Raw genomic sequence first — 17,095 nt, 5'->3', positions numbered from 1 at the left:
ATTTCTAATGATTCTTATATAGTTTAGTAATAGTGTGGGAGTTTGAGAGACGAGGTTTTTATGGCAGATTTAAGTAACACACAATATTTTAAGGTTCAAAAGGATAATCCTGTTGGAGTAAAGGAAGTAATCGAGCAGGTGTATAGCGCACTTTCCGAAAAAGGCTACAATCCAGTGAATCAGATTGTGGGCTACATAATGTCTGGTGATCCTACATATATTACCAGTCATAATAACGCTAGAAGCCTTATTATGAAAGTTGAACGTGATGAGCTTGTTGAAGAGCTTCTAAAGGAATATATTTCTAGTGAGAGCTGGAGAAAGTAATGGGAAGAATTCTTGGTCTTGATTATGGGACGAAAACAGTTGGGGTCGCGCTAAGTGACCCTTTGCTTTTGACTGCACAGGAGTTTGAGACGATTACAAGAGAACGTGCCAGTGCTTTGCGCCATACTCTCGTTAGAATAAAAGAAATATGTGAAGAGTACGATGTTGAGCTTATTGTCCTAGGTTACCCTAGGAACATGGATGACACAGAGGGATTTCGTTGCGAGGACACTCTCAAGTTCAAGGGTCTTCTTGAGAAGAGAGTGGATATTCCTATTGTGCTTGTGGACGAGCGACTTACTACCGTATATGCGGATGAGATACTAGAAGAATCAGGAGTCGCAAAAAAGGATCGTAAAAAGGTAATCGATCAGATAGCGGCAGCAATTATTTTACAAGACTACTTAGATAATAAATAGCCAGTAGATGTCAAGCTCTTAGATTTCTCAAGCTAATCATGTTAGATTAGCGGAGAAATACTAAGGCTTGATATCGTAACTGGCGAGAAAGGCATTTATATTAGGATGGATAAAATTATTTTTACCGGTGATGACGGAGAGAACATTGAATTTTTTGTAATTGAGGAGACTCAGTTATCAGGAAATAAATATTTACTTGTTTGTGATAGTGAAAACGAGGACGAGGATAGTGAGGCCACTATTCTTAAGGAGACTGCATTAGATGGCGACGAGGTCGTTTACGAGTTTGTAGAGGATGACGTTGAATTTGAGGCAGTTGCAAAACTATTTGACGAGTTAGTTGGCGAGGATGCTGACATTGAATTTTAATTGATTTATTAACTTGATTTTTTATTATTTTAGGAGGTTATTTTTTGAAAAAGAAAACTGAACAGACGGCTGAAAGGCTAAAGATTATTCCACTTGGAGGTCTTGAGCAAATCGGCATGAATATTACTGCGTTCGAATACGGAGACAGTATTATTGTTGTGGATTGCGGACTTTCATTTCCTGAGGATGATATGTTGGGCGTGGATCTGGTTATTCCAGATGTTTCATATCTCAAGGAGAATCAAGACAAGCTTAAAGGCTTTTTTATCACCCATGGTCACGAGGATCATATAGGTGCTATTCCTTATGTTTTTAAGGAGCTTAATGTTTGTCCTATTTATTCTACTAAGCTTACTAATGGCCTTATCGAGCACAAGCTTGAGGAGCACAAGATGCTCACAAAGGTTAAGCGTAAAATTGTTAAATATGGTACACATATTAACGCTGGCGATTTCAGAGTTGAGTTTATTCGTACTAACCATAGTATTCAGGATGCTGCAGCTCTTGCTATTTATTCTCCAGCAGGTATTGTTGTGCACACAGGCGATTTCAAGGTTGATTACACACCTGTATATGGTGACCCAATCGACTTACAGCGTCTTGGCGAAATAGGAAAGAAGGGCGTACTTGCCCTTATGTGCGATAGTACAAATGCAGAGCGCCCAGGATTTACTGCATCAGAGAAAACTGTAGGTAAGACTATCGATTCTATTTTTGCTGATAACACATCTAGCCGTATTATCATTGCTACATTCGCGTCAAATGTTGACCGTGTACAGCAGATTATTAATTCGGCAGACAAATATGGAAGAAAGGTATGTGTAGAGGGCCGTTCAATGGTTAATACTATTGATACTGCTTCAAAGCTTGGCTATCTTCACATTCCAGACAATACACTTATTGATATTGAGTCCCTTAAGGCGTACCCTGATGAGAAAATTGTACTTGTTACAACAGGTTCTCAGGGTGAATCTATGGCAGCACTTTCTCGTATGGCTAATGGTACACATAAAAAGGTACAGATTAAGCCAGGTGATATGATTGTATTTTCATCTCATCCAATTCCAGGTAATGAGAAGGCTGTATCTAATGTTATCAACGACCTTACTATGCGTGGAGCTCAGATTGTAATGCAGGATGTTCACGTATCAGGACATGCTTGCGCTGAGGAAATCAAGCTTATCTATTCTTTGGTTCGCCCTCAGTATGCAATTCCTGTCCATGGTGAGTACAAGCATCTTGTGGCTCAGGCTAAGATCGCCGAGTCTCTTGGTTGGGACCATGATCACATTAAGATAATTCACTCTGGAGATGTTCTTGAGCTTGGAGATAATTACTCTAAGATTTCTGGTCATGTTCATACAGGTGCCATCATGGTTGATGGTATTGGTGTAGGTGATGTAGGTAATATCGTTCTTAGAGATAGACAGAAGCTTGCTGAGGATGGAATTATCATCGTTGTTCTTACACTTGATTCTGCTACAGGTACAGTTCTTGCTGGACCAGATATTGTATCTAGAGGATTTGTTTATGTAAGAGATTCTGAGGACCTTATGGATAGCGCTCGTGCTGTTCTTGCTGAGACTATGGAGGTTCTTGAGGAGAAGAACATTACTGATTGGAACAAAATCAAGGGAGATATCAGAGATAATCTTTCTGATTTCGTATGGCACGAGACACAGCGTCGCCCTATGATTATTCCAATTATCATGGAAGTATAAAATGATTGTTGATGAGAGATATACCACCTATTTGAATAGCCTTTATCCTGAGCTTAGCCCAGTGTTAAAGGATATTCAAAGGGAGGCATTAGAGAGTTATGTACCTATCATCAGACCTGAGACGGTAAATTTACTACAGCTTCTCATTAAGATGAATCAGCCTAAGACCATTCTTGAGGTTGGAGCAGCAGTTGGATTTTCTGCTAATCTTATGGCGGAAGCTGCAGGTGATGATGTTAGGATTACCACTATAGAAAATTATGAGCCTCGCATTCCTATCGCAAATGCGAATTTCAAAAGGACTGGAAGAGATAATCAGATTACTCTTTTAGAGGGAGATGCAATGGAGATTCTTCCTACTTTAGAGGGACCTTTTGATTTTATATTTATGGATGCAGCAAAGGGACAATACATCAATTTCTGGCCAGAGATTAAGAGGCTTATAAGAGATGGTGGAGTAGTTGTTACTGACAACGTTTTGCAGGATGGAGATATAATAGAATCTCGTTTTGCAATCACTAGACGCAATCGCACTATTCATAAGCGGATGCGTGATTATTTATATGAGTTGACCCATGACGAGGATTTTTCTACTACGATACTTCCTCTAGGGGACGGTGTTAGTATATCTGTGAAAGGAAAGTAATGAGAAATACAGAGTTATTAGTTCCAGCAAGCAGCCTTGAAGTACTTAAGGTTGCTGTTATTTATGGAGCAGATGCAGTTTATATTGGTGGAGAGGTGTATGGCCTTAGAGCTAAGGCTAAGAACTTCTCAAAAGAGGATATGATTGAGGGTATTAAATTTGCCCATGATCATGGCGTGAAAGTTTATGTTACAGCTAATATTTTAGCTCATAACGGAGATTTAGAGGGCGTTAAGGAATACTTTAAAGAGCTTAAGGAAATTAAGCCAGATGCCCTTATTATTGCCGACCCTGCTGTCTTTATGCTTGCAAAGGAAATCTGTCCTGAAATAGAGCGTCATGTCAGCACACAGGCTAACAACACAAACTACGGCACATACAAATTCTGGTATGACCTAGGCGCTAAGAGAGTTGTTTCTGCTAGAGAGCTTTCTCTTGCGGAGATAAAAGAGATTAGAGCCAATATTCCAGATGATTTAGAAATAGAGACATTTATTCACGGAGCAATGTGCATTTCATATTCTGGACGTTGCCTCCTTTCTAACTATTTTACTGGCCGTGATGCTAATCAGGGAGCATGCACTCATCCATGTAGATGGAAGTATGCTGTTGTTGAGGAACAGAGACCTGGTGAGTATTTCCCAGTTGAGGAAAATGAAAGAGGTACTTACATTTTCAACTCAAAGGACCTGTGTATGATAGAGCATGTGCCTGATTTACTTGAGTCAGGTATAGATAGTTTCAAAATAGAGGGACGAATGAAGACTGCTCTTTATGTTGCAACTGTTGCTCGTACATACCGCAAGGCTATTGACGATTGTAAGGAATCTATAGAAAAATATGAGGCTAATTTAGATTGGTACAAGGAACAGATTGCTGCTTGTACATATCGTCAGTTTACAACAGGATTCTTCTATGGCAAGCCTTCTGAGGAGTCTCAGATTTACGACAACAATACCTACAATATCGGTTATACATATTTGGGTATTGCCGGAGCCGCTGATAATCAAGGATATTTTGAAATTGAGCAGCGCAATAAATTTTCAGTGGGCGAAACTATTGAAATTATGAAGCCAAACGGAGATAATATAGAGGTAGAAGTTCTTGGTATTAAAGACGAAACTGGTGCGGATATGGAAAGCTGTCCACATCCAAAGCAAAAGCTTTTCATTAAGCTTAGCGTCACACCGGATGAGTTTGATTTACTTAGACGCAAAGAAGCATAACATAACTTCTTGTGGTAATCCCACAAGAACCTACAGGTTTTAATTACGAGGAGAATAAGATGGCAGAGAGTAAATATGTGGCTTATGTTGGTACTTACACTCACGAGACTAGTGTTGGTATTTATGTTTATGACGTTGATCCTGATAAGGGACTTCTTAAGGAGCGCAGTGTAGCACCAATTAATAATCCATCAGACATTATTAATTCAAAGGACAACAGATTCCTTTATTCAATCGCTGATGAGGGTGTGGCTTCCTTCAAGATTCTAGAGAATGGTGATTTGGAAAAGATGAATCAAGAATGGGTTGGCGGCATGCGTGGCTGCAATCTTTGCGTAGATTCTCAGAATAGATATTTATTTGTAGCAGGATATCACGATGGTCGTGTTACAATGATGAATTTAAATAAGGACGGTAGCATCGGCTCTATCGCTGATGGTATTTTCCACCAGGGTATTGGTAAGTCGGTTGCTGATAGACCACTTTACCCACACTGTACATGTGTAGAGCTTACTCCAGATGAGAAGTTCTTATGTGTTGTAGAAAATGGTCTTCATCAGATTAAAATCTACGAGGTAGATTATGAGATGGGCAAGCTTCGCCTTGTAGACATTGTAAGATGCGCTATGGGTTCTGCACCTCTTAAGATGAAGTTTTCTAATGATGGCAAATATGCTTATGTAATTACAGAGATGTCAAATGAAATTCTTGTATATGATTATCATATTATCGAGGGACATCCTGATTTTGAAAATATCCAGACAGTTTCACTTCTTGTAGGAGTTGATGAGGAGATTTCTACTGGTACTAATATCAAGTTTGGCGATGATGATACATTCCTTTATGCCAGTGTAGATGGTCTCAATGCTATCTGCATGTACAAGAGAGATGTTAAGTCAGGCAAGATTGATTACTTTGCTCATAGCTTTATTAGTGGTGATTATCCTAAGAGCTTTGCTGTATTGCCAGGAGATAAGTATTACGTTTCTCTCAATCATGATACAAATGAGATTCGTAGCTTTACAATTGATAAAAAAGAGGGACATTCTCTTATGCAGAATGCACCTATCAAGATTGCAAAGCCAAATAGTATTGTAGTTGTAAAGATTAAATAGGTCTTTAGTGTGGGGCTGTTTTAAACAGCCCTTTTTTTGGAGGGAGAAAAATGGCAGGTTCAACATTCGGAAATAGAATTTCCATTACCACATGGGGCGAGTCTCACGGGGCAGCTCTAGGCGTTGTTATTGATGGTTTTCCAGCTGGGCTGAAGCTGTGTGAAGAAGATATTCAGGTTTATTTAGATAGAAGAAAGCCTGGGCAGTCTAAATTTACTACAGCTAGAGCGGAGGGAGATAAGGTAGAAATCCTTTCAGGTGTATTTGAAGGACATACTACAGGTACACCGATTTCTTTGATGGTTAGAAATCTTGACCAGCACTCTAAGGATTATGGCGATATCGCTACTACCTTTAGACCTGGACATGCTGATTATGGTTTTTATGAGAAATTTGGTCGTCGCGATTATAGAGGCGGCGGACGTTCTTCTGGTAGAGAGACAATTGGCAGAGTTGCTGCTGGTGCTATTTGCGCTAAGCTACTTAGAGAGCTTGGTGTTGAGGTATTCGCATATACGAAATCTATCGGAGATATTAGAGTATCTGAATTTGAATTAGGAGAGAGAGATTTAAATCCACTTGCTATGCCTGATTCTCTTGCAGCCAAGGAAGCTCAGGAGTATCTAGAGGCATGCATGCTTAACAAAGACAGTGCAGGCGGTGTTATTGAATGTGTAATCACTGGCGTGCCAGCAGGAATTGGTGAGCCAGTATTTGATAAATTAGATGCTAAAATTGCTCAGGCACTAGTATCAATTGGTGCAGTTAAGGGCGTTGAGATTGGTGATGGTTTAGAGGTTTCCAAATCAGTGGGAAGTATTAACAACGATGCCTTTGAGATGGTTGATGGCAGAATTGTTAAGACTACTAATCACAGTGGTGGAATTCTCGGCGGTATTTCTGATGGAGACGATATTATAGTTAGAGCTGCCATTAAGCCAACACCATCTATTTCTCAGGTGCAGCATACTGTTAACGAAAATGGCGAGAACGTTGATATAGAGATTCATGGAAGACACGATCCTGTTGTTGTTCCTCGCGCAGTTGTTGTAGTTGAGGCAATGTGCGCTATTACTATCTGTGATGCTATGCTTTCACATATGACAGATAGAGTTGATTATATTAAGGAGTTTTATAAGAATTGAAGTACGAGTTATTAAAAACTGAGGGTAAGGCTAAAAGAGGCAGATTTCATACTGTTCATGGTGTGATTGAGACTCCTGTATTCATGAATGTTGGTACAGTTGCGGCCATAAAGGGTGCGGTTTCTACCGATGATTTAAGAGAAATCAAATGCCAGGTAGAGCTTTCTAACACATATCATCTTCATGTTCGTACAGGCGATACTCTTATTAAAGAACTTGGCGGTTTACATAAGTTTATGAACTGGGACAGACCAATTCTTACTGATTCTGGCGGATTTCAGGTGTTTTCTCTTGCAGGTATTCGCAAGATAAAAGAAGAGGGAGTTACTTTCAATTCCCATATAGATGGACGCAAGATTTTTATGGGTCCAGAGGAGTCTATGCAGATTCAATCTAATTTAGGTTCTACAATTGCCATGGCATTTGATGAGTGTCCACCTGCACTTGCAGAACGTAAATACGTGGAGGATTCTGTTGCGAGAACTACCAGATGGCTCTATCGCTGCAAGGATGAGATGGAGCGTCTTAATTCTTTAGATGACACTATTAATAAGGAGCAGCTTTTATTCGGTATCAATCAGGGAGCTGTTTTCAATGATATTAGAATCGAGCATGCAAAGCAGATTTCAGAGCTTGATTTACCGGGATATGCAGTTGGTGGACTTGCTGTAGGCGAGAGTCACGAGCAGATGTATGACGTTCTTGACAATGTAGTGCCTCACCTTCCACAGAACAAGCCAACATACCTTATGGGAGTTGGTACTCCTGCTAATATTCTAGAGGCAGTTGATAGAGGTATAGATTTCTTTGATTGTGTTTACCCTAGCAGAAATGGACGACATGGTCATGTATATACCAATCATGGCAAGCTTAATCTTTTCAATCAAAAGTTTGAAAAGGATATGCGCCCTATAGAAGAGGGGTGTGGATGTCCTACATGTAGAAGCTATTCTAGAGCATATGTCCGTCATCTTCTTAAGGCTAAGGAGATGCTTGGTATGAGACTTTGTGTTCTTCATAATCTCTATTTCTACAACACAATGATGGAAGAGATTAGAGATGCTTTAGATGCAGGCAATTTTGCAGCATATAAGAAATTCAAATTAGAGTCTATGGCTGCAGGAGAACAGTAAAATAAATACTAGTAATTGATATTTGGATTTTTCTTAAATAAATATTAATTCATGGAAAAATGTTGCTTACGAAATGGTATTTATGTAAAATATACATCAGTGTTATAAAGGCTATTAGCCATAGTTTAGGAGGATTATTTAATGGACGGAATGAACAGCTCAATCAGCTTAATTATTTGGATTGTAGTACTTTTTGTATTCATGTATTTCTTCATGATTCGCCCACAGAAGAAGGAACAGAACGCTAAGACAGCTATGATGAATTCTCTTGCAGTAGGTGATACAGTACTTACATCAAGTGGTTTTTATGGTGTTATCATCGCTATTCCAGATGAGACGACTGTTATTGTTGAGTTCGGTAGCAACAAGAACTGCCGTATTCCAATGCAGAAGGCAGCTATTGCTCAGGTAGAGAAGCCTGAGGACGCAGTAAAGACTGAGTCTAAGTAATTAACAAAAATAAAAAGCCATCTGGTTACGCTTTCAAGCCTTAAAGTTGCTACGCTTAAGCGACTTTGAGCTTGATAGTTACCAGGTGGCTTTTTTTATGCCAATTTGTTAATTACTTTTTGCGGCGTCGTAAGTATTCGGAACCCTTATCCAAAAGTGCCTTTGTAGAGGCAACTGGATGAGTAAATTTTGCAATATGACGGAACTGACCGAGTTGAGTTGCTGTGGCATTTTTAATCCATTGCTTAACATATTCTGTAGAAAGTCGTTCCTTGATTGCAGTGTCATCTTCATCGTCAGATGTCTCAGGCTTGGAATATAGAGCCTCTACACGCTGAGCCATTTGAGCGTTGATCTGATCATTGATGCGCTCGAATTCCTTGGCAAAGCTTGTGAGAGCTGAAATAGTTAGAGCCATATCAAATCCAAAGACAAACATAAATAGTAAGGCTAAAAGCTCTACCAATAATTGAGGTATCATATCAACTACATGAATTACTGGAGGTTCAATAAATTGAGTAACTATGATTCCTGCAATTCCAAAGCATACAGTAAAGATTAGACATACTCGTCCGTTTATGTTCAGTGGAAGATGAGAATAATCCCACCATCTAGCATGAAATCTTTTTTCTAATAAATATGAAGTGGAATATTCAAGTATGAATGAGCCGATAGCACATCCTAAAAAGATAGTAAGATAGGATGGGTGTGAAAAGCGCTGGATTGGCAAGTCCACAAATAAAAACTGGGCAGATATTGCGCCCACTCCGTATAGTGGAATACATGGGCCATAGAGGAATCCGCGATTCTCCCAGGCCTTTTCACTGACTGTGCAGTAGATAGTCTCATAAATCCATCCAAAGAAACTGTATATTATAAAACAAACAAAATATTTACTTAGCATTTTTCTCCCCGCTTTGATTAGTTAAATAATTTTACGCATTTATGTTAGTATAAATTACATTGTTATAAAATTAAAGATGTTCATAGTTTTTTCTTATTAAGATGATAAGATAATACTAACTGTAGGCTGCATTAAAGGGTGGTGTTAATATGCTAGGTATTAATTCAGCATATAATGTAGTAGGTCAGCCAAATGGACTGACATTCAGCGAGAATAAAGTTGCAAAAGAAATAAAGCTACAAGGTGGAAATGAGGCTTTAGCCAAGAACTATGCTTCCGAAAAAGCGGCAAAGAGAGCTGGAGTCATAGAGTGCGAAACATGTGCAAACAGAAAATATCAGGATGGCAGTGATGAAAATGTTTCCTTTAAATCGGCACAACATGTTTCGCCTGAGGCTGCAGGCGCTAGGGTTAGAGGTCATGAGCAGGAGCACGTAAACAATGCTTATGACAAGGCGGCAAAAGAAGGTGGCAAAGTCATCAATGCCTCTGTAGCCATTCATACTGCTATATGTCCTGAGTGTGGAAGAACCTACGTGTCTGGTGGTACTACAACCACTCAGATTAAATATCCTAATGAGGATAATCCTTATCAAAAATCAAGAAAAGCAGCAGATGAAGGTGCCCTTGCAGGAATGAATTTTGATGCTAAACTTTAAGGGGTTGAAATACTCGAAACGCTATGATATACTTCAAATGTTGCGAAAGATGTAGCAAATAATTAACCCCTAAATAGGAGGCAATATGCAGACTTTAAGATATGTTTTAATCGGTTTATTAATAGCAATTTGTGTGGTACTCACAGTTATAATATTATTCCAAGAAGGAAAGCAGAATGGACTTGGCTCATTATCAGGCCAGCAGTTCGATTCATACTGGAGCCGTAATAAGGGACGTTCTAGAGAGGGATTACTTGTTAAACTTACAAGTGTTTGTGTTATCCTTTTCTTCGTTCTTTCAGCAGTTCTTAATATTAAGAGTTTTTAATAACTAAGTATGTTATGCCACCCTGTTGGGTGGCTTTTCGTGTTTTATTAGAGGGTAATTACTAGGAGATTATATGAACGAATTTGAAAAACAAAAGCATTTTTTGATGGATGTCTTTAAGAGTCAGGCTTATATCCCTATGAAGAAAAAGGATTTAGAGATATTGCTTGATGTACCTAAGGACAAGAGGGCTGAGTTCGCTATGGTTCTCGATGAACTTGTAGGTCAGGGGCAGGTGGAGATTACAAAGCGTGGCAAGTATCAGATACCTGAAAATCGACCAAAGTTCATTAAGACGAAGGATCATCGTTCCAAAAAGCCTACTAAGGCTGAGCAGGCTTCTAAAAAGCAGTCATTAAATGCAGTTGCAAAAAAGGCTAATCAGCCTAAATATGACAATATAGAACCAGACATTATCGGTAGATTTATTTCTCACAAGGATGGCTTCGGCTTCATAGAGGTTGAGGGTCAGGAGGAAGATTACTTCGTTGGTAGAGATAATACTGGCTTTGCTATGCAAGATGACATAGTTGCTGCGGTATTGACTTTTGGAGCACCTGGCAAGCGTCAGGAGGCCAAGGTCATTAGGATTATCACCCACGGCTTTTCGGATGTTGTTGGTACATACGAGAAGAGTGAGAATTTTGGATTTGTTATTGCAGATAGTCAAAAGCTTGGAAGAGATATTTTTATCCCGGCAGGTAGAGATTTAAATGCTGTCACAGGTCACAAGGTAGTATGTCACATTGATGACTATGGTGATGATAGCCACAAGCCTGAGGGACACATCACTGAGATTTTAGGTCACAAAAATGATCCGGGGGTTGATATTTTATCTATTATCCGTAGCTTCGGCATTGAGACAGAGTTCCCTGATAAGGTGATTAAGCAGGCTTCTACTGTAGCTAAGCCAGTTTCCGAGGCTGATATGGCTGGGCGTAATGATATTAGAGATTTGTGTGTCATTACTATTGATGGCGAAGACACCAAGGACATTGACGATGGAGTTTCACTTGTTAAGGATGGTGATAACTACGTATTAGGAGTCCATATTGCTGATGTTACCAACTATGTGCAGGAGTCTTCGGCACTTGATGTGGAGGCTCTAAAGCGTGGTACTTCCGTTTATCTGGCAGATAGAGTTATACCAATGCTTCCACATACTCTTTCCAATGGTATGTGTTCCCTTAATGAGGGGGAGGATAGACTAGCCCTTTCTTGTATCATGACATTTAATCCTAAGGGAGAGCTTGTTGATCACGAGATTTGCGAGTCGGTTATCCATAGCAACCATCGTATGACTTATACGGATGTGTATGCTATGATGACAGGTGATGAGGATACTAGAGCAAAGTACTCTGATATAGCGGAGATGATTGATGAGATGGCTCAGCTTTCAAAGATTCTCAGGGCTAAGCGTAAGAAGAGAGGGGCTATCGACTTTGATTTTCCAGAGACTCATATTTTAATAGATGAGAATGGAAAGGTGGTTGGACTTGCACCATATGAGCGCAATGACGCTCACAAGCTTATTGAGGATTTTATGCTTGCAGCCAATGAAACAGTTGCCGAGCATTTTCAGCTTATGGAATCCCCATTTGTTTATCGTGTTCATGGTGCGCCAGATCCTGAGAAAATGCAGACATTAGGTAGATTCCTTGGCGCATGTGGCTATGCTCTAAAGGGTAAGACTGACAATATTCATCCAAAGGAAATCCAAAAGATGCTGGAGTCTCTTTCAGGCCATGAGGATGAGGCTGTCATTACAAAGATGACTCTTCGCAGTATGCAACAGGCTAAGTATGATACAGAGTGCAAGGGCCACTTTGGTCTTGCGGCAAAATACTATTGTCATTTTACTTCGCCAATCAGACGCTATCCTGATTTGCAGATTCACAGAATTATTAAGGATCATCTTCGAGGTCGCATGAATGAGAGAAAGATTTCTCATTATGAGTCTATTTTGCCAGAGGTTGCAATGCAGACCAGCAAGCTGGAGCGTAGAGCAGAGGACTGTGAGCGAGAGGTGGACAAGCTCAAGATGGTTCAGTTTATGAAGGAATTCATTGGAGAAGAGTTCAATGGTACTATTTCATCAATAACAGGCTGGGGTATGTATGTAGAGCTTGAGAACACAGTTGAGGGACTTGTGCATGTTTCTACTCTCTATGATGATCATTATGAGTTTATAGAGGAGAATCTCACCTTAGTTGGAGAACGCACAGGTCGTATATTTAAGCTAGGACAGCCAGTACGAGTGATACTTGACTCTGTAGATGAACAGGCAAGGACAATCGATTTTATTCTTGACGAATTCAAGAGATTTTAATAACTGACGGACTTGGAGATTATGTATGAATAAAGAAGGCAGAAAGTTAATTGCAAATAATAAAAAGGCCTATCATGAGTATTTCATGGAGGAAGAGTATGAGGCAGGTATTGAGCTTCATGGCACTGAGGTTAAGTCCATGAGATTAGGACAGTGCTCCATTAAGGAGGCCTTTGTAAGAATTGATAATGGGCAGATTTACATCTATCAGATGCATGTAAATCCTTACGAAAAGGGAAATATTTTCAACAGAGACCCACTTCGCCCTAGAAAGTTGCTTATGCATAAGGCAGAGATTAATCGTCTTTTCAGCAAGATAAAAGAAAGTGGATATACAATAGTTCCCCTTGAGGTATATCTTAACAATGGCCTTGTTAAGGTGAAAATCGCTCTTGCCAAAGGTAAAAAGCTTTATGACAAGAGAGCTGATATTCAAAAGAAGGATATGAAGCGAGAGGCTGAGCGAGACTATAAATTGTCTTTAAGATAAGGTGAGGATTATGGAGATTATTTTGGCATCAGGTTCACCAAGACGACGTGAGCTACTTTCACAGGCTGGAATTGATTATATTGTTAAGCCTGCAGATATAGATGAAAATACAAAAGAGACTTTACCATCAAAGGTGGTAGAGGATTTAAGCAAAAGTAAGGCTATTGCAGTGTCTAAAGACAACCCAGGACGTGTTGTTCTGGCGGCAGATACAGTAGTTGCTTTTGACAATAGGATTCTTGGCAAGCCAAAGGATGAGGAGGACGCTTTTGAGATGCTTTCAGCCCTTTCAGGCAGGACTCATCAGGTTTATACAGGAGTGACTATTATTGATGAAGCTGGAAATGTTAATACATTTTCTGAGTGTACAGATGTGGAGATGTATGAGAATTCACCGGAGCTGATTCGCTCATACATTGCATCTAAAGAACCAATGGATAAGGCTGGTGCTTATGGCATTCAGGGGCTAGGGGCTATTCTGGTCAAGAGTATTTCCGGAGACTACAATAATGTGGTTGGATTGCCTCTTGCTAAAGTTTATCGCGAGCTTTATAATAAATAACGCTTATGTTTTGGGCATTAGAGAAACTTGCTCAGCATAAAGAATTTATTTTGGGCTAGTCATGGTTTCGACAAATGTGCCACAGAACTCGAACAAAGTGAGAGGAATGTGGTGCTAGTATCCGAAGGATACATTAAGGAGAAACCAGCTTAGTTAAAAATATTTATTTTGGGCTAGTCATGGTTTCGACAGGGGTCATGCAGCGGAAGAAGCGAGTCCCACGCTAATGGGTTAAATGGGCAAACTTAAAATTAAACGCTGATAATAAATTAGCATACGCTGCCTAAGCGCAGCAGTCTGACCTAGGGCACCTACACCTTAGGACCCAGACTTCGACTTTGTAGGAAACGACGTTATCAAAGCTTTGCGATAGCGGGCGTATCATGAAGCTACTAAAGCACATATCCTGTTTGTAGGAGCTGTGTGGAGGGAATGTAAAAATACAAACTACACTCGTAGAAGGGCCGGGAATTGGCTTTTGGACACGGGTTCGACTCCCGTCTAGTCCACTATTTTAAAAGATCAGATACATTTGTGGTATCTGATTTTTTTTACATGTAGATTATTAAAATGGAGGATAGAAAGAAATGAAGGGAATAGCTTATGGCGTAGGAGTAGGACCAGGAGACCCTGAGTTAATGACACTTAAGGCCATTCGTATGATTCGTGAAAATGATATTATAGCGGTTCCAGGAAAGAACCCTAAGGAGTCTGTTGCATATAAAATAGCCGAGGCGGTTGTTCCTGAAATTTCTGAGAAAACACTTATCCCTATTTATATGCCTATGGTAAAGGATAGGGAATTAATAAAACAAGAACATGAAAAAGGTGCCAAATTAATAGAGTCATATCTTGACCAAGGGAAGAACGTTGTCTATCTAACCCTTGGGGATGTGACAATCTATTGTACTTTCAGTTATTTGCAGCATATTCTAGAGGACGATGGTTATGAGGTGAAACTTGTCAGTGGCATACCTTCATTTTGTGCGGCTGCCGCAAGACTTAATTTGCCACTTGTTGAATGGGATGAGCCTCTTCATATAATTCCGGCTGTTCATAAAGAGGATGAATCTCTTGAATATGAAGGCAACTACGTTCTTATGAAATCTGCAAGTCATATGAAAGAAGTTAAGGAGCTATTGTCTGCAAAAAATATGCAGGTTCAGGCCGTAGAAAACTGTAGTATGGATAATGAAAAGATATATAGAGAGCTTTCTGAAATACCTGATGATACAGGATATTTTTCTCTTATTATTGCCAAGAATCAATCAGTCTAAAATAGATAAAGAAGATTATATATTTAATTTATACAAATGTTACGGAAAGTCTGTTCTGAATTGAAGACATGATGCGTCAATGTTAAAATTTTTTATAAGTTAGGGGAGAGGGAGAAGTTTTTTGTTATGAGTAATTATAGAAGACGAAGTACCATGTCTTACGAAGAGCGACGAGTATATCGTAGACGTAAGAGATTAATACGAAGAATACAGGTTTATGCTGAAATAGCATTTATTTCTATAGCAATTTTTGTGGTTGGCAGTTTCATTGTTTCTCATATAAAGGGCAATAACAAGACTATGACAGTGGCAGCCGAGGAAAAGGCAGCTGCTGAGGAGAAAAAAGAAAAAACTGGTCTGAAGGTATCTTCAGGTGATGTGGATCCTGATGCAGCCAAGGAAGATGCTTCTGCCGAGGAAGCGGAGGAAGTTAGCGGTTCTGTTGGTGCATATAGCGCAAAAGAAACAGGAGATACTGTTCAAATTAGCGGCGATGTTGTCAGTGAGTATGCCATTTTGATAAACAATAACACCAAAGAAATCGTCGGTGAAAGAAATGGTAATGAAAGAATAGTGCCAGCGTCTATGACGAAGGTAATGACTGTTCTTGTTGCATCAAAGCATATTTCTCCAGACAAACTGGATGATAAGGTGACTATGTCTCATGAGGCAGTTGATTATTCTTATGCAGGCGAGGGCTCAACATCTGGATTTGTTGAAGAAGAGGAAATGACGGTTAGAGATTTGTTCTACGGAACTATTCTTCCTTCTGGTGGAGATGCTGCTGCACAGCTTGCAATGTATGTTGCAGGTGATATTGACGGTTTTGTTGATATGATGAATGAAGAAGCTAAAAATATGGGACTTAAGGATAGTCATTTTACTAATCCAGTAGGATTCCATGCTGATGATCACTATAGCACTCCATACGATATTTCAATAATCATGATGGCGGCTCTTGATGATGAATTTTGCAGAGAGGTTTTAACTACTAAGGTTTACAATTCTACTGCTACTAACGTTAATCCTGAGGGAATTACAATTTCTAACTGGTTCCTTCGCCGAATTGAGGACAAGGATATTGGCGGTACAATTCTTGGTGCTAAAACGGGATACGTAGATCAATCAGGAAGCTGCGCAGTTAGCTCCATGACTTCTGAAAGTGGAGCGGAATACATCTGCTGTACAGCTAAATCAACTAGCTCTTGGCGATGCATCGATGATCATGTAGCTATTTACAAGGCTTATGCTAAGTAAGGCCATTATTTAATTACAATATTTGAACACTAAAATAGGCACTGAATTCAGTGCCTATTTCTTATTTGATTACATCTAATAATTTGTCTATTGAGTCTATGAATGCCACCGGCTTAAATTCTTTTAAGTCTTCCATATCTCGAAAACCGTAAGTGCATAGTACATAGTCTAGTCCGGAGTTTTCTGCAGTTGTTGCATCTACATCAGAGTCCCCTACATAAAGAACTTTTGATTTATCATTTGCACCAAGTGCTTTTAGTGCCATGTTGATTGGCTCAGGATCTGGCTTTCTTGCGTGATTTCCATCATCTCCAATTGCAATTGTTATATGTGGCTTGAAGTAGTCCTCTAGTAGAGAATTGGTGGCTGTCTGACCTTTGTTAGTTACAATGGCCATATTAATTCCCATAGAAGCAAGTTTTTCGGTGGTTTCAAGTATGCCTGGGTATGGCTTGGTTTTGATTCTGTTATGGTGATTATAATAATCGATAAATTCATTTAAAAAATCATCGAATCCTTCCTGATTTTCTCCATTTGGAAGGGCTCGTGTAACTAGCATTCTAAGTCCATTTCCTACAAATTGCCTAACGCTTTCAATTGGATGTGTAGGATAGTTATATTTTGAAAGCATGTAATTAATGCTGTCGGTAAGATCCTCTAGGGTATATAAAAGAGTTCCGTCTAAATCAAAGAGTATAGTGTTATATTTCATTTTTTACCTCGTGCTTCTTTTGGATT

Annotated in this window: 19 protein-coding genes and 1 other RNA gene; 18 read left to right on the top strand and 2 right to left on the bottom strand. The window is 39.5% G+C overall.

What is annotated here, in order from left to right; all coding sequences use genetic code 11:
- Positions 1 to 60 precede the first annotated feature (60 nt).
- From F0Q01_RS05175 to yajC, 10 genes are all read left to right on the top strand, one after another.
- Entirely contained in the window at positions 61 to 327 is a 267-nt protein-coding gene (locus tag F0Q01_RS05175; protein WP_090149437.1) for an IreB family regulatory phosphoprotein, read from the top strand.
- Positions 327 to 746 (top strand): Holliday junction resolvase RuvX, encoded by a 420-nt coding sequence (ruvX, locus tag F0Q01_RS05170; RefSeq protein ID WP_090149440.1) that lies wholly within the window; start codon positions 327 to 329, stop codon positions 744 to 746. The genes F0Q01_RS05175 and ruvX overlap by 1 nt, the downstream gene beginning before the upstream one ends.
- Before the next feature lie 105 nt (positions 747 to 851).
- Positions 852 to 1,115, top strand: coding sequence for a DUF1292 domain-containing protein (locus F0Q01_RS05165; protein ID WP_090149442.1), 264 nt, complete (start codon positions 852 to 854; stop codon positions 1,113 to 1,115).
- Between the two features lie 44 nt (positions 1,116 to 1,159).
- Positions 1,160 to 2,836 carry a ribonuclease J gene (locus F0Q01_RS05160; protein ID WP_090486934.1) on the top strand — a complete coding sequence of 559 codons (1,677 nt, stop codon included), beginning with the start codon at positions 1,160 to 1,162 and terminating at the stop codon, positions 2,834 to 2,836.
- A gap of 1 nt (position 2,837) precedes the next feature.
- Positions 2,838 to 3,482, top strand: a complete 645-nt coding sequence (locus F0Q01_RS05155; protein ID WP_090149449.1) for an O-methyltransferase — start codon at positions 2,838 to 2,840, stop codon at positions 3,480 to 3,482.
- Positions 3,482 to 4,708 (top strand): peptidase U32 family protein, encoded by a 1,227-nt coding sequence (locus F0Q01_RS05150; RefSeq protein WP_090149451.1) that lies wholly within the window; start codon positions 3,482 to 3,484, stop codon positions 4,706 to 4,708. The genes F0Q01_RS05155 and F0Q01_RS05150 overlap by 1 nt, the downstream gene beginning before the upstream one ends.
- Positions 4,709 to 4,767: 59 nt before the next feature.
- On the top strand, positions 4,768 to 5,823 hold the full coding sequence (locus F0Q01_RS05145) for a lactonase family protein (protein WP_090486930.1): 1,056 nt from the start codon (positions 4,768 to 4,770) through the stop codon (positions 5,821 to 5,823).
- A gap of 50 nt (positions 5,824 to 5,873) precedes the next feature.
- On the top strand, positions 5,874 to 6,968 hold the full coding sequence (gene aroC / locus F0Q01_RS05140; RefSeq protein WP_090486927.1) for a chorismate synthase: 1,095 nt from the start codon (positions 5,874 to 5,876) through the stop codon (positions 6,966 to 6,968).
- Positions 6,965 to 8,101, top strand: coding sequence for a tRNA guanosine(34) transglycosylase Tgt (gene tgt / locus F0Q01_RS05135; protein ID WP_090149460.1), 1,137 nt, complete (start codon positions 6,965 to 6,967; stop codon positions 8,099 to 8,101). Before aroC ends, tgt begins: the two co-directional genes overlap by 4 nt.
- Before the next feature lie 150 nt (positions 8,102 to 8,251).
- Complete coding sequence (gene yajC, locus F0Q01_RS05130) at positions 8,252 to 8,551, top strand: preprotein translocase subunit YajC (protein ID WP_090150006.1); 300 nt, start codon at positions 8,252 to 8,254, stop codon at positions 8,549 to 8,551.
- A gap of 112 nt (positions 8,552 to 8,663) precedes the next feature.
- Here the strand turns inward: yajC and F0Q01_RS05125 are convergent, their stop codons facing one another.
- Positions 8,664 to 9,455, bottom strand: a complete 792-nt coding sequence (locus F0Q01_RS05125; protein ID WP_090486924.1) for a putative ABC transporter permease — start codon at positions 9,453 to 9,455, stop codon at positions 8,664 to 8,666.
- Between the two features lie 149 nt (positions 9,456 to 9,604).
- Between F0Q01_RS05125 and F0Q01_RS05120 the strand changes: the two genes are divergently transcribed.
- The 8 genes from F0Q01_RS05120 to F0Q01_RS05085 all read left to right on the top strand — a co-directional run bounded on the left by F0Q01_RS05120 (position 9,605) and on the right by F0Q01_RS05085 (position 16,357).
- On the top strand, positions 9,605 to 10,114 hold the full coding sequence (locus F0Q01_RS05120) for a hypothetical protein (RefSeq protein ID WP_242869191.1): 510 nt from the start codon (positions 9,605 to 9,607) through the stop codon (positions 10,112 to 10,114).
- An 85-nt stretch (positions 10,115 to 10,199) separates the two neighbouring features.
- Positions 10,200 to 10,442 (top strand): preprotein translocase subunit SecG, encoded by a 243-nt coding sequence (gene secG, locus F0Q01_RS05115; RefSeq protein WP_090149465.1) that lies wholly within the window; start codon positions 10,200 to 10,202, stop codon positions 10,440 to 10,442.
- A gap of 73 nt (positions 10,443 to 10,515) precedes the next feature.
- A complete protein-coding gene (gene rnr / locus F0Q01_RS05110) occupies positions 10,516 to 12,771 on the top strand; it encodes a ribonuclease R (RefSeq protein WP_090486921.1) in 2,256 nt (751 codons plus the stop codon).
- 25 nt (positions 12,772 to 12,796) lie between these two features.
- Positions 12,797 to 13,261, top strand: coding sequence for an SsrA-binding protein SmpB (gene smpB / locus F0Q01_RS05105; protein ID WP_090486918.1), 465 nt, complete (start codon positions 12,797 to 12,799; stop codon positions 13,259 to 13,261).
- 7 nt (positions 13,262 to 13,268) lie between these two features.
- Positions 13,269 to 13,823 carry a Maf family protein gene (locus F0Q01_RS05100; RefSeq protein WP_090150009.1) on the top strand — a complete coding sequence of 185 codons (555 nt, stop codon included), beginning with the start codon at positions 13,269 to 13,271 and terminating at the stop codon, positions 13,821 to 13,823.
- A gap of 170 nt (positions 13,824 to 13,993) precedes the next feature.
- Positions 13,994 to 14,335: a transfer-messenger RNA gene (gene ssrA, locus F0Q01_RS05095) on the top strand.
- A gap of 75 nt (positions 14,336 to 14,410) precedes the next feature.
- Positions 14,411 to 15,100 carry a precorrin-2 C(20)-methyltransferase gene (gene cobI, locus F0Q01_RS05090; RefSeq protein WP_090486915.1) on the top strand — a complete coding sequence of 230 codons (690 nt, stop codon included), beginning with the start codon at positions 14,411 to 14,413 and terminating at the stop codon, positions 15,098 to 15,100.
- 126 nt (positions 15,101 to 15,226) lie between these two features.
- Complete coding sequence (locus tag F0Q01_RS05085) at positions 15,227 to 16,357, top strand: D-alanyl-D-alanine carboxypeptidase family protein (protein ID WP_090486912.1); 1,131 nt, start codon at positions 15,227 to 15,229, stop codon at positions 16,355 to 16,357.
- Between the two features lie 61 nt (positions 16,358 to 16,418).
- On the opposite strand, the gene F0Q01_RS05080 is transcribed toward F0Q01_RS05085, so the two are convergent.
- The gene (locus F0Q01_RS05080; protein WP_090149480.1) at positions 16,419 to 17,069 is read right to left on the bottom strand and encodes an HAD family hydrolase; all 651 of its coding nucleotides are present in this window, start codon (positions 17,067 to 17,069) and stop codon (positions 16,419 to 16,421) included.
- Positions 17,070 to 17,095: the final 26 nt, after the last annotated feature.

Origin of the sequence: Pseudobutyrivibrio xylanivorans, assembly GCF_010906925.1 — a bacterium.
GTDB lineage: Bacteria > Bacillota > Clostridia > Lachnospirales > Lachnospiraceae > Pseudobutyrivibrio.
This window is presented reverse-complemented; position numbering and strand designations above follow the sequence as displayed.

What these genes read in the sequence shown, in the direction of transcription:
- F0Q01_RS05175 (WP_090149437.1), top strand. Translation starts at nt 61, where the DNA reads ATGGCAGATTTAAGTAACACACAATATTTTAAGGTTCAAAAGGATAAT.
- ruvX (WP_090149440.1), top strand. Translation starts at nt 327, where the DNA reads ATGGGAAGAATTCTTGGTCTTGATTATGGGACGAAAACAGTTGGGGTC.
- F0Q01_RS05165 (WP_090149442.1), top strand. Translation starts at nt 852, where the DNA reads ATGGATAAAATTATTTTTACCGGTGATGACGGAGAGAACATTGAATTT.
- F0Q01_RS05155 (WP_090149449.1), top strand. Translation starts at nt 2,838, where the DNA reads ATGATTGTTGATGAGAGATATACCACCTATTTGAATAGCCTTTATCCT.
- F0Q01_RS05150 (WP_090149451.1), top strand. Translation starts at nt 3,482, where the DNA reads ATGAGAAATACAGAGTTATTAGTTCCAGCAAGCAGCCTTGAAGTACTT.
- F0Q01_RS05145 (WP_090486930.1), top strand. Translation starts at nt 4,768, where the DNA reads ATGGCAGAGAGTAAATATGTGGCTTATGTTGGTACTTACACTCACGAG.
- aroC (WP_090486927.1), top strand. Translation starts at nt 5,874, where the DNA reads ATGGCAGGTTCAACATTCGGAAATAGAATTTCCATTACCACATGGGGC.
- yajC (WP_090150006.1), top strand. Translation starts at nt 8,252, where the DNA reads ATGAACAGCTCAATCAGCTTAATTATTTGGATTGTAGTACTTTTTGTA.
- F0Q01_RS05125 (WP_090486924.1), bottom strand. Translation starts at nt 9,455, where the DNA reads ATGCTAAGTAAATATTTTGTTTGTTTTATAATATACAGTTTCTTTGGA.
- F0Q01_RS05120 (WP_242869191.1), top strand. Translation starts at nt 9,605, where the DNA reads ATGCTAGGTATTAATTCAGCATATAATGTAGTAGGTCAGCCAAATGGA.
- secG (WP_090149465.1), top strand. Translation starts at nt 10,200, where the DNA reads ATGCAGACTTTAAGATATGTTTTAATCGGTTTATTAATAGCAATTTGT.
- rnr (WP_090486921.1), top strand. Translation starts at nt 10,516, where the DNA reads ATGAACGAATTTGAAAAACAAAAGCATTTTTTGATGGATGTCTTTAAG.
- smpB (WP_090486918.1), top strand. Translation starts at nt 12,797, where the DNA reads ATGAATAAAGAAGGCAGAAAGTTAATTGCAAATAATAAAAAGGCCTAT.
- cobI (WP_090486915.1), top strand. Translation starts at nt 14,411, where the DNA reads ATGAAGGGAATAGCTTATGGCGTAGGAGTAGGACCAGGAGACCCTGAG.
- F0Q01_RS05085 (WP_090486912.1), top strand. Translation starts at nt 15,227, where the DNA reads ATGAGTAATTATAGAAGACGAAGTACCATGTCTTACGAAGAGCGACGA.
- F0Q01_RS05080 (WP_090149480.1), bottom strand. Translation starts at nt 17,069, where the DNA reads ATGAAATATAACACTATACTCTTTGATTTAGACGGAACTCTTTTATAT.